The 25,046-nt window shown below is 33.6% G+C and carries 27 protein-coding genes; 16 read left to right on the top strand and 11 right to left on the bottom strand.

Going from position 1 to position 25,046, the window contains the following annotated elements; all coding sequences use genetic code 11:
- Positions 1-132 precede the first annotated feature (132 nt).
- The 12 genes from IE051_RS04615 to tsaB all read left to right on the top strand — a co-directional run bounded on the left by IE051_RS04615 (position 133) and on the right by tsaB (position 10,309).
- Positions 133-1,116, top strand: coding sequence for a cytochrome c oxidase subunit 3 (locus IE051_RS04615; protein ID WP_189359605.1), 984 nt, complete (start codon positions 133-135; stop codon positions 1,114-1,116).
- A 57-nt stretch (positions 1,117-1,173) separates the two neighbouring features.
- Positions 1,174-1,554, top strand: a complete 381-nt coding sequence (locus tag IE051_RS04610; RefSeq protein WP_189359604.1) for a cytochrome C oxidase subunit IV family protein — start codon at positions 1,174-1,176, stop codon at positions 1,552-1,554.
- Between the two features lie 97 nt (positions 1,555-1,651).
- The gene (locus tag IE051_RS04605) at positions 1,652-2,371 is read left to right on the top strand and encodes a hypothetical protein (RefSeq protein ID WP_189359603.1); all 720 of its coding nucleotides are present in this window, start codon (positions 1,652-1,654) and stop codon (positions 2,369-2,371) included.
- Positions 2,372-2,375: 4 nt separating this feature from the next.
- Positions 2,376-3,119 (top strand): SCO family protein, encoded by a 744-nt coding sequence (locus IE051_RS04600; RefSeq protein WP_189359602.1) that lies wholly within the window; start codon positions 2,376-2,378, stop codon positions 3,117-3,119.
- The gene (locus tag IE051_RS04595) at positions 3,112-3,648 is read left to right on the top strand and encodes a DUF420 domain-containing protein (RefSeq protein ID WP_189359601.1); all 537 of its coding nucleotides are present in this window, start codon (positions 3,112-3,114) and stop codon (positions 3,646-3,648) included. The genes IE051_RS04600 and IE051_RS04595 overlap by 8 nt, the downstream gene beginning before the upstream one ends.
- Before the next feature lies 1 nt (position 3,649).
- Positions 3,650-3,868: a CAMCR motif-containing small membrane protein gene (locus tag IE051_RS04590; RefSeq protein WP_189359910.1), complete on the top strand. Its 219-nt coding sequence runs from the start codon at positions 3,650-3,652 to the stop codon at positions 3,866-3,868.
- Positions 3,869-3,957: 89 nt separating this feature from the next.
- Positions 3,958-4,659, top strand: coding sequence for an ABC transporter ATP-binding protein (locus IE051_RS04585; RefSeq protein ID WP_189359600.1), 702 nt, complete (start codon positions 3,958-3,960; stop codon positions 4,657-4,659).
- Positions 4,652-5,881, top strand: a complete 1,230-nt coding sequence (locus IE051_RS04580) for an ABC transporter permease (RefSeq protein WP_189359599.1) — start codon at positions 4,652-4,654, stop codon at positions 5,879-5,881. The genes IE051_RS04585 and IE051_RS04580 overlap by 8 nt, the downstream gene beginning before the upstream one ends.
- A gap of 2 nt (positions 5,882-5,883) precedes the next feature.
- Positions 5,884-7,128 (top strand): ABC transporter permease, encoded by a 1,245-nt coding sequence (locus tag IE051_RS04575; protein ID WP_189359598.1) that lies wholly within the window; start codon positions 5,884-5,886, stop codon positions 7,126-7,128.
- A 14-nt stretch (positions 7,129-7,142) separates the two neighbouring features.
- Positions 7,143-8,261 carry an efflux RND transporter periplasmic adaptor subunit gene (locus tag IE051_RS04570; protein ID WP_189359597.1) on the top strand — a complete coding sequence of 373 codons (1,119 nt, stop codon included), beginning with the start codon at positions 7,143-7,145 and terminating at the stop codon, positions 8,259-8,261.
- Complete coding sequence (locus tag IE051_RS04565) at positions 8,248-9,627, top strand: TolC family protein (RefSeq protein WP_189359596.1); 1,380 nt, start codon at positions 8,248-8,250, stop codon at positions 9,625-9,627. The genes IE051_RS04570 and IE051_RS04565 overlap by 14 nt, the downstream gene beginning before the upstream one ends.
- A gap of 1 nt (position 9,628) precedes the next feature.
- Positions 9,629-10,309, top strand: coding sequence for a tRNA (adenosine(37)-N6)-threonylcarbamoyltransferase complex dimerization subunit type 1 TsaB (gene tsaB, locus IE051_RS04560; protein WP_229796730.1), 681 nt, complete (start codon positions 9,629-9,631; stop codon positions 10,307-10,309).
- On the opposite strand, the gene IE051_RS04555 is transcribed toward tsaB, so the two are convergent.
- The 4 genes from IE051_RS04555 to IE051_RS04540 form a co-directional block, all read right to left on the bottom strand.
- Complete coding sequence (locus tag IE051_RS04555; protein WP_189359595.1) at positions 10,306-11,130, bottom strand: mechanosensitive ion channel family protein; 825 nt, start codon at positions 11,128-11,130, stop codon at positions 10,306-10,308. The genes tsaB and IE051_RS04555 overlap by 4 nt on opposite strands.
- Before the next feature lie 80 nt (positions 11,131-11,210).
- Entirely contained in the window at positions 11,211-11,564 is a 354-nt protein-coding gene (locus IE051_RS04550; protein ID WP_189359594.1) for a DUF1304 domain-containing protein, read from the bottom strand.
- Positions 11,561-13,666 (bottom strand): thioredoxin domain-containing protein, encoded by a 2,106-nt coding sequence (locus tag IE051_RS04545; RefSeq protein WP_308427695.1) that lies wholly within the window; start codon positions 13,664-13,666, stop codon positions 11,561-11,563. Before IE051_RS04545 ends, IE051_RS04550 begins: the two co-directional genes overlap by 4 nt.
- 76 nt (positions 13,667-13,742) lie before the next feature.
- Positions 13,743-14,645 carry a NifU family protein gene (locus tag IE051_RS04540; RefSeq protein ID WP_189359593.1) on the bottom strand — a complete coding sequence of 301 codons (903 nt, stop codon included), beginning with the start codon at positions 14,643-14,645 and terminating at the stop codon, positions 13,743-13,745.
- A 162-nt stretch (positions 14,646-14,807) separates the two neighbouring features.
- Here IE051_RS04540 and IE051_RS04535 point away from each other — a divergent pair, with 162 nt between their 5' ends.
- The 4 genes from IE051_RS04535 (at position 14,808) to IE051_RS04520 (ending at position 19,573) form a co-directional block, all read left to right on the top strand.
- A complete protein-coding gene (locus tag IE051_RS04535) occupies positions 14,808-15,818 on the top strand; it encodes a PorP/SprF family type IX secretion system membrane protein (protein WP_189359592.1) in 1,011 nt (336 codons plus the stop codon).
- A gap of 360 nt (positions 15,819-16,178) precedes the next feature.
- Positions 16,179-18,308, top strand: a complete 2,130-nt coding sequence (locus tag IE051_RS04530; RefSeq protein ID WP_229796729.1) for a histidine kinase — start codon at positions 16,179-16,181, stop codon at positions 18,306-18,308.
- Positions 18,309-19,043 carry a LytR/AlgR family response regulator transcription factor gene (locus tag IE051_RS04525; RefSeq protein ID WP_189359590.1) on the top strand — a complete coding sequence of 245 codons (735 nt, stop codon included), beginning with the start codon at positions 18,309-18,311 and terminating at the stop codon, positions 19,041-19,043. It abuts the gene before it with no gap.
- A gap of 14 nt (positions 19,044-19,057) precedes the next feature.
- Positions 19,058-19,573 (top strand): gamma carbonic anhydrase family protein, encoded by a 516-nt coding sequence (locus IE051_RS04520; protein ID WP_189359589.1) that lies wholly within the window; start codon positions 19,058-19,060, stop codon positions 19,571-19,573.
- 41 nt (positions 19,574-19,614) lie between these two features.
- Here the strand turns inward: IE051_RS04520 and IE051_RS04515 are convergent, their stop codons facing one another.
- From IE051_RS04515 to IE051_RS04485, 7 genes are all read right to left on the bottom strand, one after another.
- Positions 19,615-19,899, bottom strand: a complete 285-nt coding sequence (locus tag IE051_RS04515; RefSeq protein ID WP_189359588.1) for a hypothetical protein — start codon at positions 19,897-19,899, stop codon at positions 19,615-19,617.
- 77 nt (positions 19,900-19,976) lie between these two features.
- Positions 19,977-20,354 (bottom strand): hypothetical protein, encoded by a 378-nt coding sequence (locus IE051_RS04510; protein WP_189359587.1) that lies wholly within the window; start codon positions 20,352-20,354, stop codon positions 19,977-19,979.
- Between the two features lie 139 nt (positions 20,355-20,493).
- Entirely contained in the window at positions 20,494-20,712 is a 219-nt protein-coding gene (locus tag IE051_RS04505; protein WP_189359586.1) for a peptidase M6, read from the bottom strand.
- A gap of 62 nt (positions 20,713-20,774) precedes the next feature.
- Positions 20,775-22,340 (bottom strand): M6 family metalloprotease domain-containing protein, encoded by a 1,566-nt coding sequence (locus IE051_RS04500; RefSeq protein ID WP_189359585.1) that lies wholly within the window; start codon positions 22,338-22,340, stop codon positions 20,775-20,777.
- 315 nt (positions 22,341-22,655) lie between these two features.
- Positions 22,656-23,330 (bottom strand): response regulator transcription factor, encoded by a 675-nt coding sequence (locus IE051_RS04495; protein WP_189359584.1) that lies wholly within the window; start codon positions 23,328-23,330, stop codon positions 22,656-22,658.
- 185 nt (positions 23,331-23,515) lie between these two features.
- On the bottom strand, positions 23,516-24,295 hold the full coding sequence (murI, locus tag IE051_RS04490; RefSeq protein WP_189359583.1) for a glutamate racemase: 780 nt from the start codon (positions 24,293-24,295) through the stop codon (positions 23,516-23,518).
- Positions 24,296-24,520: 225 nt separating this feature from the next.
- Positions 24,521-25,021 carry an OmpH/Skp family outer membrane protein gene (locus tag IE051_RS04485; RefSeq protein WP_189359582.1) on the bottom strand — a complete coding sequence of 167 codons (501 nt, stop codon included), beginning with the start codon at positions 25,019-25,021 and terminating at the stop codon, positions 24,521-24,523.
- Positions 25,022-25,046 lie beyond the last annotated feature (25 nt).

Here is a 25,046-nt window from a genome sequence, read left to right as displayed (position 1 = left end):
AATTATGAGGAGTTTACCTTATAAAATACAGTGAAACTGACATTTATCATAGGTTAAAATTTACAGGTGTATATTTCGTCAGATAAATAAAATGATTATTTTTGTGCAACTTTTAAATAACAACCATTATATATGAGTACTACAGTTGTAAATGCTGAAACAGAAACTAAAACTTGGGACGGAGGTAATCAGCCTTTACAAGCAAGTTATGGTAAAATGATGATGTGGTTTTTCATCGTTTCGGATGCCTTAACATTTTCAGGTTTTCTAGCAGCCTACGGGTTTTCAAGATTCAAATTTATTGATGCATGGCCAATTGCCGATGAAGTGTTTACGCACTTTCCATTTTTACACGGTGTAGATGCACCAATGTACTATGTGGCTTTTATGACCTTTGTACTTATTATGTCTTCTGTTACTATGGTATTAGCCGTAGATGCAGGTCATCATTTAAATAAGTCAAAAGTGACTATCTATATGTTTCTTACTATTTTAGGTGGTTTAATTTTTGTGGGATCTCAAGCTTGGGAGTGGAATACATTTATTAAAGGTGATTATGGCGCAGTACAAACTAAAGGTGGTAACATTTTACAGTTTGTAGATACTGATGGTCATCGTGTAGCGTTAAAAGATTTTGTAACGTCTGATGATCATGCCGCGCGTGCACAGCATGAAGATAAGAATGGTTTGTGGTTTGTTTCTGAAGGGACATTGCCAACGTATTCTGTTGATGAAGTATTACATGGCCTAGAAGCTCATGAAAATATATTGGTGAGAACACAAACATTAACTGAGAATGGTGAGAAAACTGTTTTGTCTCGGGCCGAATCTTTAGAGCAGATTAAAAATAACGGTAAATTAGTTGTAGAAGGTGCAAATCTTCATGTTAATGAATATGGTTCTCCTTTATTTGCTGATTTCTTTTTCTTTATTACAGGGTTTCACGGTTTTCACGTGTTTTCGGGAGTTGTAATTAATATCATCATTTTCTTCAACGTTATATTAGGAACTTATGAGCGTCGTGGAAGTTATGAGATGGTTGAAAAAGTTGGGTTATACTGGCACTTTGTAGATTTAGTATGGGTATTTGTATTTACATTCTTCTACCTAGTTTAATTATATAAGTATATATATATTCATTTCCTGAAAAAGGAAATCTAAACAAATATTAAAATGGCACACGAACATAAATTAGAAATATTTAGAGGATTATTAAAATTCAAATCCAATACACAAAAAATTTGGGGTGTTTTAATTTTCTTAACTATTGTAACAGTAATAGAAGTTGTATTGGGTATTATAAAGCCTGAATCTTTAATGGTTAAAGTTTTAGGGATGAAAGCTCTAAACTGGATATTTATCATATTAACAATAGTAAAAGCATATTACATCACATGGGATTTCATGCACATGCGTGATGAGACAAAAGGATTAAGACGTATGGTGGTGTGGACAGGAATCTTCTTAATACTATATTTAATATTTATCTTGTTACAAGAAGGTGGTTATGTGTTTAGAGTATATGATGAAGGATATATTAAAAGAGACTTTTAATTAAATAATTAGTTAAATTGAGATATTGAGGCGGTTTTTAAACCGCCTTTTTTTATTTTTGCACAGTTTTATTTCGCAATAAGAATGTTATTATTCAATGAATTATAAGAAAGTAAGTCGGTATGTGATTTTAGGAATTTTATTCTTTCTGCCTGTTACATTTTTATTGTTTTTGTATCCAGCAACTCACAATTATACACCATTAGATATTGTAAATGAATCTGTATTAGATTTAGATGCATTCCATGCAGATTCTAATGAAGACATTGTTTTAAAAGACCATATTACGGTCCTTAGTTTTTTAGGTGAAAACCCTATGAATAAAACAACAACTGCACTTAATTTAAAGGAGTTGGTTTATGATAAATTTAAGGGGTTTAAACGCTTTCAAATTGTTGTGGTTATGCCAGAAGGGACCGAAGGCGATGTAAAGTTGTTAAAGTCAGAAATAAGTTCCTATGAAGATTTAAGATTTTGGCATTTTGTTTTTGGTAAACCATCAGATATTAAGCGCCTTTATTTTAGTTTGAATTCTAAAGAGGATCTGGCTTCTGATCTGTCTACAGATAATGTCTACATTGTCGATAAAGATTTAAATCAAAGAGGTCGATTAGATGATAGAACTGATCGAGAAATTGAAAAAGAAGAGAAAGCTTATGGCTTAAGCGGGTATGATTGTATTGAGGTTTCTGAAATAAAGAATAAGATGAGTGATGATTTACGTATTTTATTTACTGAATATAGACAGAAAAGAAAGGGCGAATTCAATTCTGATACTAGGAGGGCTGATGATTTGTTAGGTAAGGATAAAAATTAATTGGATGAAAAAATCGAATTACTCATATATAGGCATAGCTTTTATTATTTTGGTTTTTGGGATTATTTTTGTTCCAAGAATTATAGATAGAATTACTAGTGGAGATGTTATAAGAAACGAAAGTCGTAGTGATTTCACTAATAAAAGTAAGACGGCTATTTCAGATTTGTCCTTTATTGAAATTAACGGCGAACCCAAAAAAGTGCCGGCGTTTGCTTTTAAAAATCAAGATGGTAAAACCATTACTAATAAGGACTATGAAGGGAAGGTTTATGTTGTTGAATTCTTTTTTACAACCTGCCCAACAATTTGCCCAAGGATGAATAAAAACCTCATACAAATACAGGAGGCTTTTAAGGGGTTTGAAGATTTTGGCGTGGCCTCATTTTCTATAAATCCAGATTATGATAATCAGGAAGTGCTTAAAGCCTATGCCGAACAATATGGTATAACCAATCCTAATTGGCATTTAATGACCGGAGATAAAGAAGCCATTTATAAATTATCAAATGAAGGTTTTAATCTATATTCGGCAGAGGAAGCAGATGCTGCTGGAGGTTTTGAACATTCAGGCAATTTTGCATTAATAGATAAGAATGGGTTTTTACGTTCAAGAAGGGATAATTTTGGTAATCCCATAATTTATTACAGAGGGATAGTTTCAGAAGAAGAACAAGTTGATGAAGATGGTGTGGAAGAAGAAATAAGCGATTTAAAACAGGATATTAAAAAGTTACTTAATGAGTAGTTCAGAAGACATTTTAAACGAAAAAAAATACAATAAGTTAATTGTTGTTTTATCAATACTAATACCTGTGGTAGTGGCCATTCTGTTCGGCGTGAAAATACCAAATGTTGAGCCATTAACATTTTTACCTCCAATTTATGCCTCAATAAATGCTTTGACCGCGCTTGTTTTGGTACTTGCTTTTATAGCCATCCAAAATAAAAAAGTAAAACTCCATAAGCGCCTTATGACGTTTGCTATTGTTTTATCGGTTATTTTTTTAGGAATGTATGTAGCCTACCATATGACTAGTGATTCTACTAAATTTGGTGGGGATGGTGCAGTTAAATATTTTTATTATTTTATCTTATTGACCCATATAGTCATGTCTATTACCGTTATTCCGTTTGTGTTAATCACTTACGTAAGAGCCATCACAAATAATATTGAAAGACATAAAAAAATAGCCCGTGTTACATTTCCACTTTGGTTATATGTTGCAGTCACCGGAGTGATTGTCTATATTATGATTTCACCTTATTATGTGTAAAATGAAACAGAAAATTTGCTTCTTAATTCTTTTCTTGTTCGTGCTTCTTGAGACAAATGCGCAATGTGCGATGTGTCGTGCCGTTTTGGAAAGTGAAGAGGGGCAAACTGCTGCAGAAGGGATTAATGATGGTATTGTGTACTTAATGGCTATCCCCTATTTACTTGTTGGAGGGTTGGGCTATTTTATCTATCGGAAGTACAATTCGTTAAATAAATAATAAATACTTTTTTAAGTATATTTTGTAACATTTCTTTGTATCGCTAGTCTTACTAACAAGTAATTAGCTCTAATAATTGATTCAAAGTCATGTTAAAGATTCATCAGCTCCAAAAATCCTATGCAATAGGTGATTCCAGTTTACATGTTTTAAAGGGTATTAATCTCGAAGTTGAGGAAGGCGAGATGGTTGCAATAATGGGATCTTCAGGTTCAGGTAAATCGACTTTACTCAATATTATAGGCATGTTAGATGAGGCAGATTCTGGAGATTACATCCTTGATGGGTTGCCTATTAAAAACCTGACAGAAAAGAAAGCCGCTGTTTATCGCAATAAATTTTTAGGCTTTATTTTTCAATCCTTTAATTTAATTAACTACAAAAATGCCCTTGAAAATGTAGCATTGCCTTTGTATTATCAAGGTATGAAACGTAAGGCTCGTCAAGAAAAGGCATTGTTTCATCTTGAAAAAGTCGGTTTGGCCAATTGGGCTAAGCATCTGCCTAAGGAGTTATCCGGCGGTCAAAAGCAGCGTGTAGCGATAGCAAGAGCATTGGCTGCAAATCCTAAATTATTGCTTGCAGATGAGCCTACAGGCGCACTGGATACAAAAACGTCCTATGATATTATGGCGTTCATACAGCAATTGAATAACGAAGGTAAGACCATTTTAATGGTAACGCATGAAGAGGATATTGCAAATATGTGTAAGCGTATTGTGCGTTTAAGAGATGGTGTAATCATGGAGGATAAGAAAGTGAATCAAGTAAGTGCCTTGCAATATGTTTGATTTAGACCTTTGGCGCGAAATATTTCAAAGTATTAATAAGAACAGAACGCGAAGTTTGCTCTCCGGGTTTACAGTGACTTTCGCTATTTTATTATTTACTATTCTTTTTGGAATTGCTAATGGCTTAGAAAACACTTTTGAAGAGGCTTTTGGTACAGATGCCAATAATTCCATTGTTATATATTCGGGTAGGACATCAGAAGCACATAATGGGCTTCAAGCAGGGCGTAAAATTCAGTTTAAAAATGAAGACCGAGATTTTTTATTAGATAAGTATGGCGATAAAGTGCAGTACTTTACTTCTAAAGTAAATAAAAGTGTAAATGCATCATTTAGAGGAGAGAAAAACAATTATCAATTAAGAGGGGTTTATCCTGAGTACATGTTTATTGAAAATAATGTTATTAAAGATGGACGTTATATCAATCAAAATGATGTTGAGAATAAAATTAAGGTCGTGGTTATTGGTCGCGCCGTTGAAAATGAATTGTTCTCCAAAACAAATCCTATTGGTAAATACATTAATCTAAGTGGTATCCCGTATAAAGTTGTAGGTGTTTTTACAGATGATGAGGGGGATAATGAGGAAAATGTTATTTATATGCCCATATCCACAATGCAGTCGGTTTATGGGAATAATGACTATGTTGATTTAATGCATTTGACTTATAACCCTGAAATGAATTCAGATCAAGCTTTGTCATTTGGGAATTCGATTAAAAAAAGTTTAAAGGATAGATTTGATGTTGCTCGAAGTGATCAAAGGGCTATTCGAATTTTTAATATGGCCCAAGGTACGAAGCAAGTGGATGTGATGACCTCTAGTTTAACCATTATTATCCTCGTTATTGGCTTCGGAACTTTAATTGCTGGTATTGTTGGAATAAGCAATATCATGATTTTTATAGTGAAAGAACGGACCAAAGAAATAGGAATTAGAAAAGCTTTGGGCGCATCTCCAAGATCTATTGTGTCCATTATTTTAATTGAATCTATCATCATTACAGCTATTGCAGGATATTTTGGACTGCTAATAGGGGTTGGGGTTTTGGAAGCCGTGGGGCCCAGTTTGAAAGAATATTTTATTAAAGATCCTGGAGTAGACAATAGTTTAGTCATTGGTGCTACCCTAACATTGATTATAGCGGGAACCTTAGCAGGATATTTACCGGCTAAAAAGGCATCTAGAATAAAACCAATTATAGCTTTACGAAACGATTAATTATGCTAAAATTTTTATTAGATAGAGATACGTGGCAAGAAGTTTTTGATAGCTTAAGTAAAAATAAGCTAAGATCCATACTAACTATGGTTGGTGTGTGGTGGGGTATTTTATTACTTATTGGATTGTTGGGCTCAGCAAGAGGTATAGAGAATGCCTTTAACAGATTGTTTGGTGATTTTGCTACGAATAGTGTATTTGTTTGGGGACAAAGTACAGGAATGCCATTTAAAGGGTTTCAAGAAGGGAGACGTGTAAACTTGTCTTTGTCTGACGCAAAAAAAATAGAAGAAAATGTAGAAGGTGTTGAGTTTGTGCTCCCAAGAATTCAGCAAACAAAAATGATTAAACGAAATTTTCTTTCTGGTAGTTTTCGAACGGCAGGAGATTATCCCTTGTTGGATGATTTACAAAAGAAAAAATTAATTCATGGCCGCTTTATAAATCAGAATGATATCGATAATCATAGAAAAGTCGCTGTTATTTCTGATGGGACTTATGAACAATTATTTGAAAAGAATGAAGAAGTTATAGGTAAATATATTGTGATTGATGATATCAATTTCAAAGTTATTGGCATGTTTGAACGTGGAAATTTAAACTTAGGGCCATCAACAGATGTGCATATACCGTTTTCAACGTTTAGACAAGTTTACAATACGGGAGATCGTATAGGGTGGTTAATGATAACCGGGGAACTAGATTATGATATTGTGCAAATAGAGGAGGATACTAAATTATTATTAAAAAATCTGAACGACATTCATCCTAAAGATACCCGGGCATTAGCAAGTGCTAATGCGGGCAAGGAAATTGGAAAGGTAACTGGCTTTTTAAAAGGCATGCAATTTTTAACCTGGTTTGTTGGTATTGCAACATTAATAGCTGGAGTTTTTGCAATTGGGAATATTTTACTCATAACGGTTAAAGAACGTACCAAAGAAATTGGTTTAAGGCGTGCCTTGGGAGCAACCCCCTTTGAGATTAAAAGGCAAATTGTTGTTGAGGCTGTTTTTTTAACCTTGTTAGCGGGATTATTTGGTGTTATTTCCGGAGGATGGATTTTAATTGCCCTAGATCATTTTTTTGGTCAAGGAGAGGATGCGGCAATAGTAAACGCTTCTGTTTCCATTGGTGTCGTGTTTTTAGCCATGATAATTCTAATAATTTTAGGAACATTAATAGGTTTAATACCTGCCTTTAAGGCAACAAGTGTAAAACCTATTGAGGCATTAAGAGAAGAATAAATAATCAAAATAAAATGAATAAAACAGTAAAAATTATTTTAGTCCTAGTAGTAATTGTACTGCTTGCTTTTGTGTTGAAGTATTTTAAGGACGCTAATTCTAAGAGTATTGTGGATTATAAGGTAGAAGAACCGTTTTATACCTCTATAAATACTAAAGCCGTTGCAACTGGCAAATTAAACCCTGAAGAAGAGATTGAACTTAAACCTCAAATTTCGGGAATTGTAGATAAGATTTTAGTTGAAGAAGGGGATGTGGTAAAAAAGGGAGATTTAATTGCTAATATTCGGGTGGTTCCAAATGAGCAAAATCTTGTAAGTGCTAAGAGTAGAATTGCAACAGCCAAATTATCATTTGAAAATGCAAAAACATTATACAATAGAAATAAAGCACTTTACGATAAAGGGGTGATATCTAAGCAAGATTTTGAAAACAGTGAACTGTCTTATTTTCAGGCAAAAGAATCATTGACTCAAACACAGAATGATTATCAGATTATAAAAATGGGATCTATCTCTGGAGGCAGTTCTGCAAACACCAATATCATTGCTCAAATATCAGGTACAATACTTGAAATTCCTGTGCGGGAAGGAGACCAAGTCATACAGAGTAATAACTTTAATGCAGGTACAACTATAGCCACAATTGCTAATATGAGTTTTATGATTTTTGAAGGAAAACTGGATGAAGCCGAAGTGGGTAAAGTGAGTGAAGGCAAGGAAATAAAAGTGATTTTAGGAGCTATACAAGATAAAGAATTTCCAGCTACATTAACATTTGTAGCACCAAAGGGTATCGAGGAGAACGGCGCGGTACAATTCACCATTAAAGCAGATGTGACTATTGATTCTATAGCTAACATAAGGGCGGGGTATAGCGCAAATGCGGAAATTGATTTAGAAGCCAAAGATAGCGTACTAGCCATTAGAGAAGCGCTTCTTCAATACAATAGAATAACAGAAAAGCCTTTTGTTGAAATCATGCAGGAGGATAATAAGTTTAAGAAGCGTGATGTTGAACTTGGACTTTCAGACGGTATCAATATTGAAATTCTTGATGGTATTAAGGAAGGTGATAAAATAAAGATTTGGAATAAGGCATCAAAAGATAATGAAGAAGATGAAGAAGCATAATTTAGTGGGCTTACTTTTTGTGGCCTTAATATCACTTTCTGCTTTAGGTCAGGAAACTAAGGTTTGGTCTTTAAAAGAATGTGTAGATTATACATTGGAGAACAATATTAGAGTGAAACAAACCACGCTCGACGTTAGTACAGCTGATGAAAACTTAATTACAGCTAAGGGTAATTTCATGCCAAATTTAGCGGGATCGGCTACACAGAGTTATAATTTTGGGTCATTTATTGATCAGGATCAACGTCGAATTTCTACAGATGCTCGCGGGAATACTTTTGGATTGAATACGGGAGTTATACTTTTTAATGGTTTTCAAAATACAAGTACTTATAAGCAAGCTAAGCTTGGTATTGAATCTAGTAAGTTACAATTGGCAATTTTGAAAGATAATATTTCACTTAATGTAGTGAATCAATATTTGAGTGTTCTTCTCAATAAAGAAAACTTAAAAGTAGCCAATGAGCAAATTCTTGTGACTCAAAAACGTCTAGAGCAAATTAAAGAATTGGTGGCCTCTGGGGTGCGGCCGAAAGCAGATTTATTTGATGTTCAGGCACAATTGGCAAGTGATCAAGAGCAATTAACTAATGTTAGAAACAATGTAGATTTGGCCTTATTAAGCTTGGCTCAATTGCTACAAATTTCTCATCGAGGATTTGATGTTGAAGATATGGAAATGCAATTACCAGCTGTATTGTTGGAACATAAAAGCGCTGATGATATTTATGACTACGCGCTTACCAGCAGACCAGAAATTAGGCAAGCCGAATTGAATATTGAAGACTCTGAATTAGGTGTTGATATTGCAAAAAGTGCCTACTATCCAACACTTAGTTTTGGAGCAGGGATGTTTACTTCTTACCAACATCAGCAAGGACAGGATGATGTAAGGCCTATTATCGATCCAGATAATCCACCAAACATTATTTTTATACCCAATGGATTTGGGAAACAATTAAGTGATAATCTAGGGTATAATTTTGGGTTTAATTTGAGTGTTCCTATATTTAATAGATTACAGACAAAGGCTAATGTAAATAGAGCTAGAATCAATAATGAACGTATTGCCTATGCTCTGGAACAGGAGAAACAGGATTTAAGAACAAATATTGAGCAGGCCTATGCAGATGCTAAAGCAGCTTTTAATCAATTTGAAGCTTCTAAGGTTTCTTTAGAAGCCCAAAAAGAGGCTTTTAAAAATGCAGAGGAAAGTTATAACTTGGGTGTTATGAATGCCTTTGAATTTGAGCAAGTGAGAAATCGTTTAATTAATGCAGAATCTAATCTTATCAATTCTAAATATAATTTTGTGTTTAAGACAAAAGTTTTAGACTTTTACCTGGGCAAACCTTTAATCAATTAATTTGAGTACATATATACTTAATATTGAAACAGCGACTACCAATTGTTCTGTAGCGCTTTCCAAAAACGGCAAAACCATTGCTTTGAAAGAAGATAACGATAGGAGTTATTCTCATGCAGAAAGATTACATGTTTATATTGAATCGGTTTTAAAAGAAGCCCATATAAGTGCCACTGATTTATCTGCCATTGCTGTTAGTAAAGGGCCAGGGTCTTACACCGGTTTGCGTATAGGGGTTTCTTCAGCGAAAGGTTTGTCCTTCGCTCTTGATAAACCTTTAATCTCTGTATCTACCTTAATGGCCTTGGCGTATCAAGTTGAATTGCAAGACGGGTATATAGTTGCCATGCTTGATGCTAGACGCATGGAGGTGTATTCCGCAATTTTTGACACCAATTATAGGCAAATAAGGGAAACGCAAGCAGAGATTTTAGAAGCTTCTTCATTTGCTGAGTACCTTGAAAAAGGTAAGGTCTATTTTATTGGTAATGGTGTAGAAAAAACAAAAACACTAATTCAACACCCAAATGCCGCCTTTATCGAGGATAGATTGCCTTCAGCTAAAGAAATGAGTTTATTAGCCTTTAATAAATATAAAATAAGCAACATCGAGGATGTTGCTTATTTTGAACCTTATTATTTAAAAGATTTTGTAGCACTAAAACCCAAGCCTAAATCTTAGCTGTTTTTGTGAACTACTACCTGTGGGAAAGGAATTTCTATACCAGCTTTATCTAAAGCTATTTTAGCCTTTTCTGTTATACCAAAATAAACATCCCAGTAATCTGCGGTAGTACTCCAAGGTCTTACTGCAAAATTCACAGAGCTATCAGCAAGCTCTGAAACATTTACAGAGGGTGCTGGGTCTTTTAGAACCTTCGGGTCAGAGGTAAGGACTTCCATTAATATCTCTTTAGTTTTCTTGATATCTGCCTCATAGCTTACTCCAATGGTAAGGTCTACACGACGCGTACCTTCTGTACTATAATTAACTATATTTCCGTTGGATAATGAACCATTAGGAATAATAATTTCTTTATTTGATAAGCCCGTAAGTTTGGTAGTGAATATTTCAATTTCTTTTACAACACCAATTTCACCTTGAGCTTCAATTAAATCACCAAGTTTAAATGGCTTAAAAATCATAATCAAAACTCCCCCGGCAAAATTACCTAAAGAACCTTGTAATGCTAAACCAATGGCTAAACCTGCAGCAGCAATTAATGCAGCAAATGAAGTGGTTTCAATGCCAACTGTTCCAAGAACAATAACAATTAATACAATTTTTAAAACCCAGTTTAATAAGTTTAATAAAAACTTCTGAAGACTTTCCTCATAACTACTTTTAGACATAAAATTTTTAGTGCCTTTTAGTAATTTTTTGATAATCCAAGAACCAATAATCCATATGGCGGCAGCTGCAAGAATTTTAAGTCCGTATTCTACGCCATAATCTAAGGCTAAGTCAGCCCATTTTGATGTGTCAATGTTTTCTAAATCCATATTTTTTTTAATTTATTAGATATGTAAAATTAAAACTATTTAATGTTTTTTTTTAACTTAAAGTGAATTATCATTGTTTTTTATAATATGCAGCTCACTAAGGCCAATATTGCGGGAATCGCTTGAATGTAGAATAATTTAATTTGCTTTGTTGAGTAAGCACCAAAAATGCCGGCGATAGTCACACAAAATAGAAAAAAAACGGCATATCTTAAATCTTTTTCTATGACAGAAAATATTAGACCAAGAGCTAAAAAACCGTTATATAGTCCTTGATTGGCGGCCAATACTTTTGTGTCTTCTGCAAACTGTTTTGATTTTAAACCAAAGGCTTTAATGCCCTTTGGCGTAGTCCATAAAAACATTTCTAAAATCAGAAAATAGATATGCTCTAGGGCTACTATACAAATTAATATGATAGTTAAAACACTCATTCTTTTAAAAGTTTTATAGCCTCATTAATATCTGACACAGGTAGTTTGCAGGCCTTGTTTACGCACACATATATTAGCGTTTTTTCAGGATTATATCTATTTTTCAATAAAGGCATATTGTTTTCTGAAACGCTACCTACAATCAATTTATTTGGGATATAAGTTTTGTTTAAGTCGTTAATTTTATCCTTAGCCTCTTTACCAACTATGGCCACTTCATAATAAGGTTGGGTGTAATTCAACATTAAATCAAACCAATTAGAGTAGCCAGAGGGATACTCTTGCATTTCGGGTTTAACGTTGTTAAGCATGGTTATAGCAGTTTGTGCATAATGGGTATTGTCAAAAAAGTGGGATAACTTAAATAGATTTTTAGCCATGATGGAGTTGCTAGCTGGTATAACATTATCTCGGTATTCTGTGCTTCTAGCTACTAAGGATTCGTCTTCATTGGATGTAAAAAAGAACATACTACTCGACTTGTCAAAATAATGATTAAAACTATAATCGCTTAACTCCTTAGCCTTATTTAGCCATTGTTCATTTAAGGTGTTTTCATAAAGGGCAATAAAGGCATCAATAGTTGCGGCATAATCTTCCAGATAGCCATTGATTTTGCTAACCCCGTTTTTATACGTGTGGTTGAGGCCGCCATCTGCTCTCAGCTGGTTTTCTATAATAAACGTTGCGTTTTTTATAGCAGAATCTAGGTATTCCTTATTGCCAAAAACACGATAGGCATCTACATAACCTTTAAGCATTAATGCATTCCAAGACGTCAGGGTTTTATCATCTAATCTAGGTTTAGCCCTTTTGTTACGTTCTTTAAGGAGTACTGTTTTCCAGTTTTCTATTTTTGATGATAGGGTATTGGCGTCTATTTGATGTTTTTTTATTATGGATGCGTCATCTTCTTTTCTAATCAAGACATAATTATTATGCTCCCATGCGCCATAATTGTTCACATTATAGTAATCGGAGAAGAGATCAAAATCTTCTTTTAGAAGAGATTTAAGCTCATCTTCCGTCCAGATATAAAAGGCACCTTCTTCTAGTTCGCCAGCTTGAGTAGTGCTGTCAGCGTCTAAGGAAGAATAGAATGCACCATTTTCAGTGGTCATTTCATTTTGAACATATTCCAATGTTTGGGTAACAATATTTTTATATAATTCATCTTTCATGATGAGGTAAGCATCAGCATACAAACTAACTAACTGACCATTATCATAAAGCATTTTTTCAAAATGAGGAACATGCCATTTCGCATCAACCGAATATCTAGAAAATCCTCCACCTATTTGATCAAAGATGCCACCATACGCCATTTTTTTTAGTGTTAAATTAACGTAATCTTGGAGCATTTTGTCATCAGTTTGATAGGCATATCTCAATAAAAAATGATAGTTATTGGGCATCATAAATTTGGGCACATTACTTAAGCCTCCGAGTTCATGATCAAACTGATTTGTCCAATTTTCTAAAGCCTTATCGATAAAGGTTTTTTCAAATTTTGGGGTTTCATTATTTAAGGCAACTACACCAAGCGATTTTATACCTTGTTCTAGTTTATCAGCATATTCCAGAAGTTTGTTGGGATCTTCTTCATATAACTTAGAGATTTGTTCAAGTGCACTTAACCATTGATCTTTTTCAAAATAGGTTCCTCCCCAAACAGGTCTACCATCAGGAAGAGCAATAACATTCATTGGCCAACCTCCACTACCAGTCATCAGTTGCACTGCACTCATATAAACTTGATCTACATCAGGCCGTTCTTCGCGATCTACTTTAATATTAATGAAATTCTTATTCATTACTTGTGCTACTAAACTGTCTTCAAAACTCTCATGTTCCATAACATGACACCAGTGGCAAGCGGCATACCCAACACTAATGAGAATTAACTTTTTTTCTGATTTGGCCTGATCAAGTGTTTTTTCATTCCATGGATTCCAGTTTACTGGATTGTGTGCATGCTGCAATAAATAGGGGCTCGATTCATTTATTAAATTATTGGTATATGGATGTTCCATGGGCTCTGAATTCTTGCCTTTACAACCTGTAAGTAAAAGAACTGCTATAAATATTTTGAGATATGTCATGTTTCAAAGTTAGCTAAAATTGAGCATAAAAAAAGCGCTCATGTGATGAACGCCTGTTTTACTTTTATTTGTTTTATTATCCGTTTATGGCTTCTACCATTTCTATTTTTCCCGGTAACATTTCTTTTAGCATATTTTCAATGCCACTTTTTAGGGTGTACGTTGAAGAAGGGCAACCACTACATGCCCCTTGAAGCATAACACTCACATTTTTTGTGTTAGCATCATAAGAAATAAACTGAATGTTACCGCCATCACTTGCCACAGCAGGTTTCACATATTCTTCAAGTATATTTATTATTTCTTTAGAAGTGTCATCTAAGGTTTCGAAATGACTATCTAATTGTTCTGAGGATTTTTTTAGGGTTTCAGCAGCATTGGCTAACACAACTTCTTTACCCTGTTCGATATAATTTTTAATGAATTCACGAATTTCAATAGTAATATCTTGCCATTCTGCCATGTCATATTTTGTGATAGAGACATAGTTTTCATCTAGAAAAACGCTTTTAACAAAAGGAAAGTGAAAAAGTTCTATCGCTAATGGTGATAATTTTGCGTCATCAATAGAAGTAAATTCAAAAAGTGTTGTAACTATTTTTTTATTAGATACAAACTTCATTACTGATGGGTTTGGTGTGCTTTCGGCATAAACCGTTACTGGCACCTTTTTTGGCGCAGCCGTATCTTCTACCACTATACCTCCTTCGTTTAAATACGCTTCTATCTGTTCTGCTACTTCGTCTTGGACATCACTCCATTCTACTATGTTATAGCGTTCAACGGCTACAAAATTTCCTGAGATATAAACTTTTTTAACAAAAGGTAAATAGAATAATTGTTGAGCTAAAGGTGAAGATTTAGCCTCATCTATATTATTAAATTCGAAACTTTGATGCTTTGTTATAAACTGGTTTACTTCAAACTTTACTATAGAAGTATTGGATGTTTCCTGCACAGAAACCTTGAAATTATTCATTTTAGCTATTTTTTGACAAAAGTACTAAAAGATAATTTTATATTTGGTTTTTGTTGTAGACTTAAGAAAATGAGGGGAGAAAGCTTTAGCTCCTTTTATTTAACGATAATATCTCAATAAATTAAACGTTAATAGCTCCAGAAGGCCAATTTAACCAATCTTATGAAATTGAAAAATATTTTATGTTATGTGTGTGTGTACCTTATTGGGTATGTTGGTTTAGCTCAAGAAGGGTTGCCTATATATACAGATTATCTTACCGATAATTATTATTTAATTCACCCTTCTATGGCTGGCGCTGCTAACTGTTCTAAAATAAGGTTAACAGCCAGACAACAATGGTTTGGCCAAGATGATGCCCCAAAGTTACTCACATTAAGTGCTAACGGACGCATTGGAGATTCACCTTCTGCAATAGGGGGTATTGTTTATACTGATAAAAATGGATATCACTCCCAAACAGGGGCCTATGCTACCTATGCCCATCATTTGATGTTTTCGCGAAGTGAAGTTGATTTAAATATGTTGTCTTTTGGGTTAAGTGCAGGTTTCATACAGTATCAGTTGGATGAGACTTCATTTTTGAATGGGGCACCAGTAGCAGACCCAATTATTAGTGGTGTCGTGCAAAGTGAAACTAATTTTAATATAGACCTAGGGTTTTCATATCATTTTCTTGATTTTTATGCCCATGCTACTATTAAGAATTTACTCAATAACTCGGGGGTTAATAATGATATTGAAATTACAAGCAACCTGAGACGCTATCTGATTTCTACGGGTTATGTGTTTAATAAATATGGTAGTACATGGAGTTTTGAACCTTCTGTTTTATTTCAATACAAAGAAGGCACGCAGGAAGCCATTTTTGATTTTAATGCCAAAGCTTATAAGCAGATGGATTTTGGAAGATTATGGGGCGCCTTGTCTTATAGACAAAGTTTAGATGGTGCTGAATATTTAACCAATAGTGGAACAATTAATAGTCAAAAGTTGCAGCAAATCTCTCCTATAATAGGTGTAAATTATAATAATTTTATGTTCGCATATAATTATACGCATCAAACAAACTCCGTAGTTTTTACTAATGGTGGCTTTCATCAACTTACTCTAGGATATAATTTTAGCTGTAGAAAAGAGCGTTATGATTGCGAGTGTCCTGCAGTGAACTAATAAAATACTAAGAAGGGGGTTTAAGGAATCTTCGTGGTTTATAATTCCCTTTGAATGTTCCTTTTTAGCTTTCACTTATCCGTTATGAACTTCAATATGTTATTATTTTTTAGGTTTTCTGCTTTAAACCAAGTCGAACTTTCTTATGAGAAAAGGTGCTTTGAGTAATACAGGTTATTCAATGCGTGTAGAAGCCTTATGAATTTGTGAACCGGAATTTTTGTCAAGTGTATCGAGGTATTTTGTTAATTGACAATTTTAGTATACCAAGTAAAGTACGTAAGTTTATCCTACTTAAAACAAGAGATGCAGCTATCAAATAAATATTTTTGTTTTTTTTTCTTAGTATGTATAAATTTCATGTCATGGGCCCAGAATGGTGAAGGTTTATTAGGTCAAGGACCAATACTCACAATTAAAGGATCTGTAATAGAAAGTGATACTAAAGCCCCTATTTCTAATGTAAATATTCAAATTACCGGAGGCGAATACACGACCACCAATGCATTAGGTGAGTTTAGAATACAAGCCCAAAAAGGTGATGAGCTTACGATACGTCATATTGATTTTGAAACCGTTTTCTACACGGTTAAAAACAATGATGATATTAAAATAATGGTAGAGCCTAATGATGAGGAAGATCTTGAAACTTCAAAAGCTAGGCAAAGCTTCCGTCCGCAGGATTATGAAGATTATAATTCAGCCATTGATTCTGCAGAATACTATTTAAAGAAAGACGCCAAGACAAGTATTCAGTTTATTGCCAATGCACTTTCTACCAGTAAATCTATTGAGGACAATGCGAATGCTTACAAGGTTTTAGGTGATATTTATAGTTATTGGAAGCAATATGATTTAGCTGTATCCAATTATAGGATTAGTCTTCAAAACCGGAATAGTATTCCGGTTAAGTTTAAACTTGCCGAAGCTTACAAGAATATTCAGAATTTTCAAGAAAGTTTAAAAACCTACAGTAGTTTAAACAAAAATAGCCTATCAAATCATCAGTTGGTTGAATTCTATGAAGGGCAGGGCGATGTTTACTTTTCGATAAAGGAACATATGAAGGCTATAAGTGCTTATAAAAAAGGCTTACAAGTTGCTCAGGAAAATGCGATCACCATAAAGGTTACGGATTTAAATTCTAAAATAGCCCAATCATATAATGAAAAAGGGGAGCCTGAAAATGCCAATGCCTATTTTAGTAAATCAATGCAACTTGCTAATAGCCAAAATAAGAAAAGGGCAATTGAAGAAAAAATAAAAGTAGCCGATTTTAAAGGCGAAATGAATGAGTTTTCTAATGAGATTGAGTTAAGAAAGGAAGCTCTAAATGACTTAGAAGATATTGCTCAAGATTCGGTTTTTGCCAATGAAAGTAGTTTAACACCACAAAAACAAAATTATAAAATTGGGCGTGCTTATGCCTTTCAGGAAGATTATGGTAGTGCTATTCCTTATTTGCAAAAAAGTATTGAGGAGGCAGATAGTAAGAAGGATTTGTTAGTTCAGAAAGATGCCACTAGGAAATTATCAGAAGTTTATCGTGACGCCGGCCAGTTTGATAAAGCGCTTTTAGCTTATCAAGATTATGTTCTGGTTGTTGATGCATTATACGCTCTAAAAGAACAAGAAATTTCGCAAGCAGCGAGGTTTAGTAAAAATATTGTTAGCAAACAAAACCGAATTTCTAGTTTGGAAGCTGATAGAGCATTGTCTGAGAGTAAATATCAGTTAACTCAAGAACAGTCAAAACGTCAAAAGCTAATTATTTATTCACTTATTGGAGGTGTTCTATTTTTGTTAGTGGTTGGAGTTTTAATGTATAAATTCATAAAACAGCAGCGCCTAGCTAATAATTTATTGGCGCTAAAAAGTTTGCGAAGTCAAATGAATCCCCATTTTATTTTTAACGCCTTGAATTCTGTAAATAGTTTTATTGCTTTAAATGATGAAAGAACAGCAAATAAATACTTGTCTGATTTTTCCTTGCTAATGCGTGCCGTTTTAGAAAATAGTGAAGAAGATTTCATTCCTTTAGAAAAAGAAATGGAGTTATTACAATTATATACTAAACTAGAACATTTTAGATTTCAGGATAAGTTTGACTATAATATACAGGTTGATGACAATATAAAAATTAAGGAGTTTGTTATTCCGCCTATGCTGTTACAACCTTATATTGAGAATGCTGTTTGGCATGGGCTCAGATATAAAAAAACAAAAGGATTATTAGAAATAGTCTTAACACGAATTGCAGAAGATGAAATACAAATTGCTATTTCAGATAATGGTATTGGACGAGAAAAATCAAAGGCACTAAAAACAGAAAACCAGCAGAAACAGAATTCTAAAGGCATGGGGAATATTAAAAAACGAGTGTCCATTTTGAATGAAATGTATAAAGATAAAGTTGATATCGTAATTAGTGATTTTCAAGAGGAAGACGATTTAGGAACGAAAGTTCTTGTAACCCTAAAAAAAGATTAAATGAAATTAACGGCCATAATAGTAGAAGATGAGGAAACGAGTCGAGAAATTTTAAAAAATTATCTCAACAAGTATTGTCCTAATGTGACTGTTTTAGGAGAAGCTGATAATATTGATGATGCGCTAGTTTTAATCAGGAATAATACTTTGGATTTGGTGTTTTTAGATGTTGAAATGCCTTATGGTAATGCCTTTGATTTGTTAGAAAAAGTAGGCGATGTAAATTTTGAAACCATTTTTGTTACCGCCTATAACCATTATGCTATCGATGCTTTAAATGCACATGCTTCATATTACCTAATGAAACCCATTTCTATAGACGAACTAATTAAAGCGGTGGATTTTGTGACAGAATTAAAACTAAAGGAGGATAGACTTGAAAATCAAGTAGTCATACCAAAGACGAATAAAATCACCGGTAAAATAACGATACCTCAATTGGATGGTTTTGAGGTATTAGACACTTCAGATATTTTATATTGCAAGGCAGATGATAACTATACTGAAATATATTTAATTAATGACAAGAGAAAGGTAGTAAGTAAAACATTAAAATATTTTGAAGATGTACTCAAGGGTACTAGTTTTGTAAGGGTACATAAATCTTATCTTGTAAATATTGATAAAGTAGTGAAATATGTAAAAGGCAAGGGGGGAAGTGTGACGTTAATCAATAGGAAACAAATTTCAGTTTCAGCCTCAAGAAAATCAAATTTGTTATCATATTTTAAATAAAAAAGGAAATAATTATGCCAGTAATATTAGCAGTAAAAGGGAAATCACCTCAAATTGGAGAAGATTGTTTTATAGCAGAGAACGCCACTATAGTTGGGGATGTCTCAACAGGAAGCCAATGTAGTATTTGGTTTAGTGCTGTAGTTCGAGGAGATGTTAATTTTATAAAAATGGGAAATAAAGTTAACATACAAGACGGTGCTGTGATTCATGGTACTTATAAAAAATCTGCTACAACTATTGGTAATAATGTATCCATCGGACATAATGCCTTAGTTCATGGTTGTACTATTCATGATAATGTTTTAGTGGGTATGGGAAGTATTATAATGGATGGCGCTGTTGTAGAAAGTAATAGTATTATTGCCGCTGGCGCCGTAATTACTCAAAACACCCTCGTGGAATCTGGGAGTATTTATGCCGGTGTCCCTGCAAAAAAAGTAAAGGATATAAGTAAAGAATTAATCTCGGGTGAAATTAATCGAATTGCAGATAATTATATAGAATATTCAAGCTGGTTTAAGGAATAATGTAGGCATTTGTTATTCAATACGTTTTTAGCGAAGAATTTTCAAAGGGAGTCCTTGGCTTTTGAAATATTATGAAGTAAATAGGTTTGTGTAAAAGGATCTCCCATAACCTCTATTTCTGCGTTTATAATATCGCCTATTTGTAACTCTATTGTATTATTGGTAGGCGATAGGTTTTTTGCCTTAACCATTTTTCCTTGATGTAGAAAGGCAGGTAAAGGTTTTTCAGGCGGTAGTTTTATTATGACAACACTAATCTCTTCTTGGTTGTTTGATAATGCGGTTACCGTTGCTTCAATGGATGTTTTGTTTGGTGCAAGTTGCATATTCAGCATATTTAGTAAATTAACCTGAACCTTGGCTCAAGGTTCAGGTTAAAAATTTAATGTTAAGATAACTATTTTTATTTAGCCTTAGATCTGGAAGTTGTCTTCTTTGTTGTTTTTTTTGTTGTTGTTGGCGGAGCAACTTCTTCCATGTCTGAAGGTTCAGGTATCATATGATCTGAATGTTCAATAGCCATAGATTCTTCTTCCAAATCAGGAGAGGGCATTAAGCTTTCACTGGAGTTTGGAGCGTCATCAAAGTGCTCAGGCCTAGGCGCAGAAGCCCCTTGAGAATCTTGAAGTTCTTCTTCAAAATTTTCAGGCGAGGGAGCGCCGTGTTCAATTTCCTCATGGGAAGAGGTGTTTATGGATATGGGAGCAGGTGAACTGCCATACGACTCCATGGTTGATTCAAATGCTTTGTCATTACCCATATTAAAATTTATTGTCATCATATTTTTAATTTTTTAATTTAATGGTTTGTGATTTTATAGGTTGCTTGTTATACCTATGTGATAAAATCATGATTTGTCATAGTCTACTATAATCAAGAATAGACTTTATGATTTGTATGCCTATAAAACCTGTTGTGGCTTAAAGATATAATAGGCTAATTTGATTATTTGCATCTATAGTCCCCGAAACGGTTTTGCTATTTGCCTTGGCAGCATTAAGCATTACAAACATATTAGTAACTCCATCAGTAGTTAATTGACCTACTTTTCTCCATCCAATACTCTGAATATTTGCCCAGGCATTTTTTGAATGAGGTGATGCATAAGTTCTTAAAACTTGTTTATTAGAAAAATTCATAATATATATTTTTAAAGGATTAATTATTTTTTGATTTTATTATTACTGAAATTGACACTGGTCTAATTTAAATAAGCAATTTTTATAAAATTATTGTCTATGCTAGCGGTAACCATTTTATTTTTAACTCGAGCTTCATTTAAGAGAACAAAAAGATTAGTAACACCATCTATAGAAGTTCCTTCAATTTTTCGCCATCCAATAGATTGAAGATTAGCCCAAGCATTTTTGGAATGCGGTGAGGCGTATGTTCGTGTTACCTTTTTTGTTACCCATGAAGTGCCTCCTGATCCACTAGAGACGGTAGCGGTAATATTACTGCCAGATTTAGCGATAGCGGTCACTTTCACCTTTGAGTCTGATCCTGCATAGGTCTTACTGTTTGGGTTTGAAGTCTGTGTAAAAGCGTTGTTACTTCCTGAAGGAAAAGTGTCATTTGCGTCTCCGCTATTAGTATTGGTGTTAAGGTGTCTTTGACCATCTGCCTGCTCTATATCTACTAAATAATGATTTTCATTGGTGTTATTTCCTTTATGGTCGTCAATATGTTCTATAATCATACCTTCTCCAGGGATGTTTTTATCAAACCCATGCTTTTGTCGGTTTGAAAGCAAGAAATATTCTTTACTATTCGCATTCCCTATGGGTAGTTTTATGATATCTTGATTAACATGGTATGGTTTTAAAGTAATATTTTTTGTGTCATTAAAAACAGTTGTAGGTGTAACCCAACCGCATTTGACCTTACACCAAGCTGAGGGATGTGCTGGTGTATGCCCTCCATTATTCCAGCTTCCGCCGGCCATAAGGTCCCATTTACCTGTGCCTTTTGAGCTGTAATCTGTGTCATAAAGATCAGGTAAGCCACAAAGTAAATGTCCTAATTCATGAGCCATTACGCCCACTCTACCATCTTCAGGAGCCATAAAATATTTGTTTATTTTAACCCCATTAACAGTTTTTGGAGAAATACCCCATTTGTGAGACCAAAAATCTGATTTGTTTCCAGTAGCTTCACCTCCAGATCCAGCACAAATAACAATCAAGGCTTCTACAAAGCCATCGCCATCATTGTCATAAGGACTAAAATTAACATGAGGGGCTGCTAAATCAATAACATCCTCAACAAGCTTCTGTGCATTTCGGGGGTAAGAACCATGGCCAAAATCATTATTCGTGTAATAAGATTTTGCTCTTGGTGCTCTAAACCATCCTGGAGTAACGCCATTCTGTCCTTTTACGGCACCAGTAACATCTAATTTTCCATAGGATGCTTCCTTATAAAAATCGCGCATACTACCCGTTGAATAAGTGTTTTGGGAAAACAAGAGGTTGTTAAAATGAGCTTGGTTTTTCACTGCCGATTTATCCGAGAAATCTACCAAGAGTACTAACGCTCTTTTTGTTCCTGTTACTGGGGCTCTTGAGGCAGACATGACATGATCATGAGCACGCGTTTTTTTGGGTCTGTTAATTATTAAAGTAAATGTACTCATATCTAAAATATCGATATCATCAATATCTTCAAATCCAGCTTCCCCGAGTATTTTCTGTTTTGTACTTTTAATTTTCTCCTCAAGTTGTGGCGAAGGCGGACATATACAACGGCATTCATCGTGTCTTTTCATTTTAATTGAATTACTTGTTAGGGTTACTCTTTGAAGGATTTTCACCATACTCCTTATATCAGTTAATTAGTTTAATAACATGTTTTAGACTAAAACTTTTTAAGAAGTCTTTAGGGAGACGAATTACGCGTTATGGTATTACAATGGTTTTAACTGTATTGCGGTATTGGTTAATAAATAGACGCGGTGTGTTTTACTTGTATCGCTTGATGATATACATAGACTATTTATAAAACCAATGAGTTGTTAAAGATATAGCTTATGTATTTTATCTAAAATGTGAATTGTGTACTAAAAGGAAGCGAAAGTGTAAAATTATAGAAAGCCTTGTTCTTTTGCTGATAAGACTAACTCACGATCACTATTAGTTTTGGTATGGAAAATTTGTTTTAACCGCCGTTTTCTTTTTTCAATCCCTGATTTGGTTAGAGGAATTATTTTTAATAATTCCATCATTTTTGAACCGTTTGATAACTCTTTGAGTATTTCGGTATCTATAGAATCTAAAATTATATTTTGGGCTATTTTTTTTCTAAAAAGTTTTAGTACAGAACTACTGTAGTAAGGATTTCCGCTTAATAATCGTCTAATCGCAGATGAAAGATCAAGATTTGTAATGTCCGATTTAACCAGAAGACCATCTGGATTCACTCGAGTTAATAAATTAATTAATCTTAAATTATTTTTACTCGAAGTTGTAATTATCAGTTTTGTTTGAGGTGACTTTTGTTTGATAAATAGACATAACTTTTCAATAGAATTTATCTTATCAGTACTATTAAATGTCACATTTGTGTCTAAAATAAGTAGGTGATACTCGGGAAGGGAAGAGCTCTTCTTAAAGTTTTCAATAGTCGAAGAAATATCATTTAAGACGTATGTATTTAGTCTTAACTTTAAGTCCTTTTGATTTGAGATAAGTATATTTTTATAAGCTTGAGCAGTAATTTGATGCTCATTAATAATGAAAGTATTTATTATTGGTAACATATAATGATAATTTATCAAAATGAGTTACTATAATTGGCGCCTAAGGGAGCTGCATTTTAATGAGTTTCAAAACTTTACATGTATGATAGATACATGCTCAAATGTAGTTTTTTTTTACAAAGAAAACAAATGTAAAGTGCTAAAAAATAGAGTGTTGTGTTTTTTTTGTTAACATTTGTTAATTTTTAAAAATATCTATCCTCTACATGATGCTTTTGGCCTAATAAGGACTTCAAAATGGCAGGATCACCATTAGTAAAAAAGAAATGTTTTGTTGTAAGTTTTTTCTGGTTTAGTAGATTATTTTGTGTTAATATGGATTTTGTTTGTTTCGCAACAGCTTCACCAGAATCAATAATCCTAACATGATTAGGTAATATGTTAATAAGTAGAGGTATTAAATACGGATAATGGGTGCAACCCAATACTAAATAATCAATATTCGCCTTAATCATAGGTTCAAGATAAAGGTGTAATAGCGATTCCATTTCAGGAGAATATAATTTTCCACTTTCTATAAGTTCCACAATACCATTACCATTTTGCTCAACAACCAAAACATGACTAGCAAATAAGTTAGAAGTCTTTGAAAAAAGTTCACTACTTAAAGTACCTTCAGTAGCTAAAATACCTACAGCATTGGTTTTAGTTTGTAAGGCAGCAGGTTTTATGGCTGGCTCAATGCCTATAAAAGGAATGTTATAAGTTTGTCTTAGATAGTCTATAGCATTTGTTGTAGCAGTATTGCATGCCACTACAATAAGTTTGCAATTTCGTTGAAGAAGGTATTCCGTATTTTTAACGCATAAGTCAATAATTGCATTTTTACCCTTAGGACCATATGGCGCATTTCTGCTATCTGCTAGATAGATAGAGTTTTCATTGGGTAAAAGTAATTGAATCTCTTTCCAAATGGAGGTGCCACCTACACCAGAATCAAAAATACCTATAGGGTTTGTACTCATTTTAGAACAACTTGGTAAGGATTACTTAAAAGGACAATAATGCTAATAATTTATTACAAAATATAAAAATTAAATAGAGTCATTGTTATAGTTACATCATAAATTAAAGAATTAAGTAAAACAGTTTACCTAGAGCAACTATTATTTAAAGAAGAATGTCATCATTGAAACAAAAAAAAGCTGCCTTGAATAAGGCAGCTTTTAGCATGTAATATTGTAAAAGTTTTAGATGCCTAAGTTTTTCTTTACATCAGCTAATATATCATCACCTTCGGCAACAATTAAAGTAGCTCTATCTAAAACATATTGATACCCTTTTTCTTTAGCGACAGTATTTATAGCTGCCATTGCTTTTTCTTGAATAGGTTTAAACAATTCAGCTTCTTTTTTAGCGATGTCTTGTTGTGCATCTGATCTAAATTGTTGAATACGTTGTTGCTTTTCTTGTAATTCTAAACCTCTTTTTTGATTTTCTTCATCAGTTTTTGTAGCGGCTTCAGCTTCATATTGTTTTACTGTATTTTGGTATTCAGTAATGGAAGCTTGAATATCTGTTTGATATGTTTTTCCCAATGTTTCAATCTCCGTTTGTGCTGCTTTAGCTTCAGGCATAGCTGCAATTAACTCTTGCGTGTTTATATGAGCAATTTTGCTTTGTGCTTGTGTCAAACTAACGGTTACAAAACATAATGCAGTTGCTAATAATAGAGTTTTTAATTGTTTCATTTTTAAATAAGTGTTAAGTGTGTTA

The organism is Algibacter mikhailovii, assembly GCF_014651495.1.
GTDB classification, from domain to species: domain Bacteria; phylum Bacteroidota; class Bacteroidia; order Flavobacteriales; family Flavobacteriaceae; genus Algibacter_E; species Algibacter_E mikhailovii.
This window is presented reverse-complemented; position numbering and strand designations above follow the sequence as displayed.

Coding starts and splice junctions, on each gene's coding strand:
- IE051_RS04545 (WP_308427695.1), bottom strand. CDS start 13,666: ATGACATATCTCAAAATATTTATAGCAGTTCTTTTACTTACAGGTTGT.
- IE051_RS04550 (WP_189359594.1), bottom strand. CDS start 11,564: ATGAGTGTTTTAACTATCATATTAATTTGTATAGTAGCCCTAGAGCAT.
- IE051_RS04590 (WP_189359910.1), top strand. CDS start 3,650: ATGAAACAGAAAATTTGCTTCTTAATTCTTTTCTTGTTCGTGCTTCTT.
- IE051_RS04565 (WP_189359596.1), top strand. CDS start 8,248: ATGAAGAAGCATAATTTAGTGGGCTTACTTTTTGTGGCCTTAATATCA.
- IE051_RS04505 (WP_189359586.1), bottom strand. CDS start 20,712: ATGAATTTTTCTAATAAACAAGTTTTAAGAACTTATGCATCACCTCAT.
- IE051_RS04575 (WP_189359598.1), top strand. CDS start 5,884: ATGCTAAAATTTTTATTAGATAGAGATACGTGGCAAGAAGTTTTTGAT.
- IE051_RS04510 (WP_189359587.1), bottom strand. CDS start 20,354: ATGATGACAATAAATTTTAATATGGGTAATGACAAAGCATTTGAATCA.
- IE051_RS04615 (WP_189359605.1), top strand. CDS start 133: ATGAGTACTACAGTTGTAAATGCTGAAACAGAAACTAAAACTTGGGAC.
- IE051_RS04515 (WP_189359588.1), bottom strand. CDS start 19,899: ATGCAACTTGCACCAAACAAAACATCCATTGAAGCAACGGTAACCGCA.
- IE051_RS04485 (WP_189359582.1), bottom strand. CDS start 25,021: ATGAAACAATTAAAAACTCTATTATTAGCAACTGCATTATGTTTTGTA.
- IE051_RS04535 (WP_189359592.1), top strand. CDS start 14,808: ATGAAATTGAAAAATATTTTATGTTATGTGTGTGTGTACCTTATTGGG.
- IE051_RS04500 (WP_189359585.1), bottom strand. CDS start 22,340: ATGAAAAGACACGATGAATGCCGTTGTATATGTCCGCCTTCGCCACAA.
- IE051_RS04525 (WP_189359590.1), top strand. CDS start 18,309: ATGAAATTAACGGCCATAATAGTAGAAGATGAGGAAACGAGTCGAGAA.
- IE051_RS04595 (WP_189359601.1), top strand. CDS start 3,112: ATGAGTAGTTCAGAAGACATTTTAAACGAAAAAAAATACAATAAGTTA.
- IE051_RS04585 (WP_189359600.1), top strand. CDS start 3,958: ATGTTAAAGATTCATCAGCTCCAAAAATCCTATGCAATAGGTGATTCC.
- IE051_RS04605 (WP_189359603.1), top strand. CDS start 1,652: ATGAATTATAAGAAAGTAAGTCGGTATGTGATTTTAGGAATTTTATTC.
- IE051_RS04600 (WP_189359602.1), top strand. CDS start 2,376: ATGAAAAAATCGAATTACTCATATATAGGCATAGCTTTTATTATTTTG.
- IE051_RS04580 (WP_189359599.1), top strand. CDS start 4,652: ATGTTTGATTTAGACCTTTGGCGCGAAATATTTCAAAGTATTAATAAG.
- IE051_RS04540 (WP_189359593.1), bottom strand. CDS start 14,645: ATGAATAATTTCAAGGTTTCTGTGCAGGAAACATCCAATACTTCTATA.
- murI (WP_189359583.1), bottom strand. CDS start 24,295: ATGAGTACAAACCCTATAGGTATTTTTGATTCTGGTGTAGGTGGCACC.
- IE051_RS04495 (WP_189359584.1), bottom strand. CDS start 23,330: ATGTTACCAATAATAAATACTTTCATTATTAATGAGCATCAAATTACT.
- IE051_RS04570 (WP_189359597.1), top strand. CDS start 7,143: ATGAATAAAACAGTAAAAATTATTTTAGTCCTAGTAGTAATTGTACTG.
- IE051_RS04610 (WP_189359604.1), top strand. CDS start 1,174: ATGGCACACGAACATAAATTAGAAATATTTAGAGGATTATTAAAATTC.
- IE051_RS04520 (WP_189359589.1), top strand. CDS start 19,058: ATGCCAGTAATATTAGCAGTAAAAGGGAAATCACCTCAAATTGGAGAA.
- IE051_RS04530 (WP_229796729.1), top strand. CDS start 16,179: ATGTCATGGGCCCAGAATGGTGAAGGTTTATTAGGTCAAGGACCAATA.
- IE051_RS04555 (WP_189359595.1), bottom strand. CDS start 11,130: ATGGATTTAGAAAACATTGACACATCAAAATGGGCTGACTTAGCCTTA.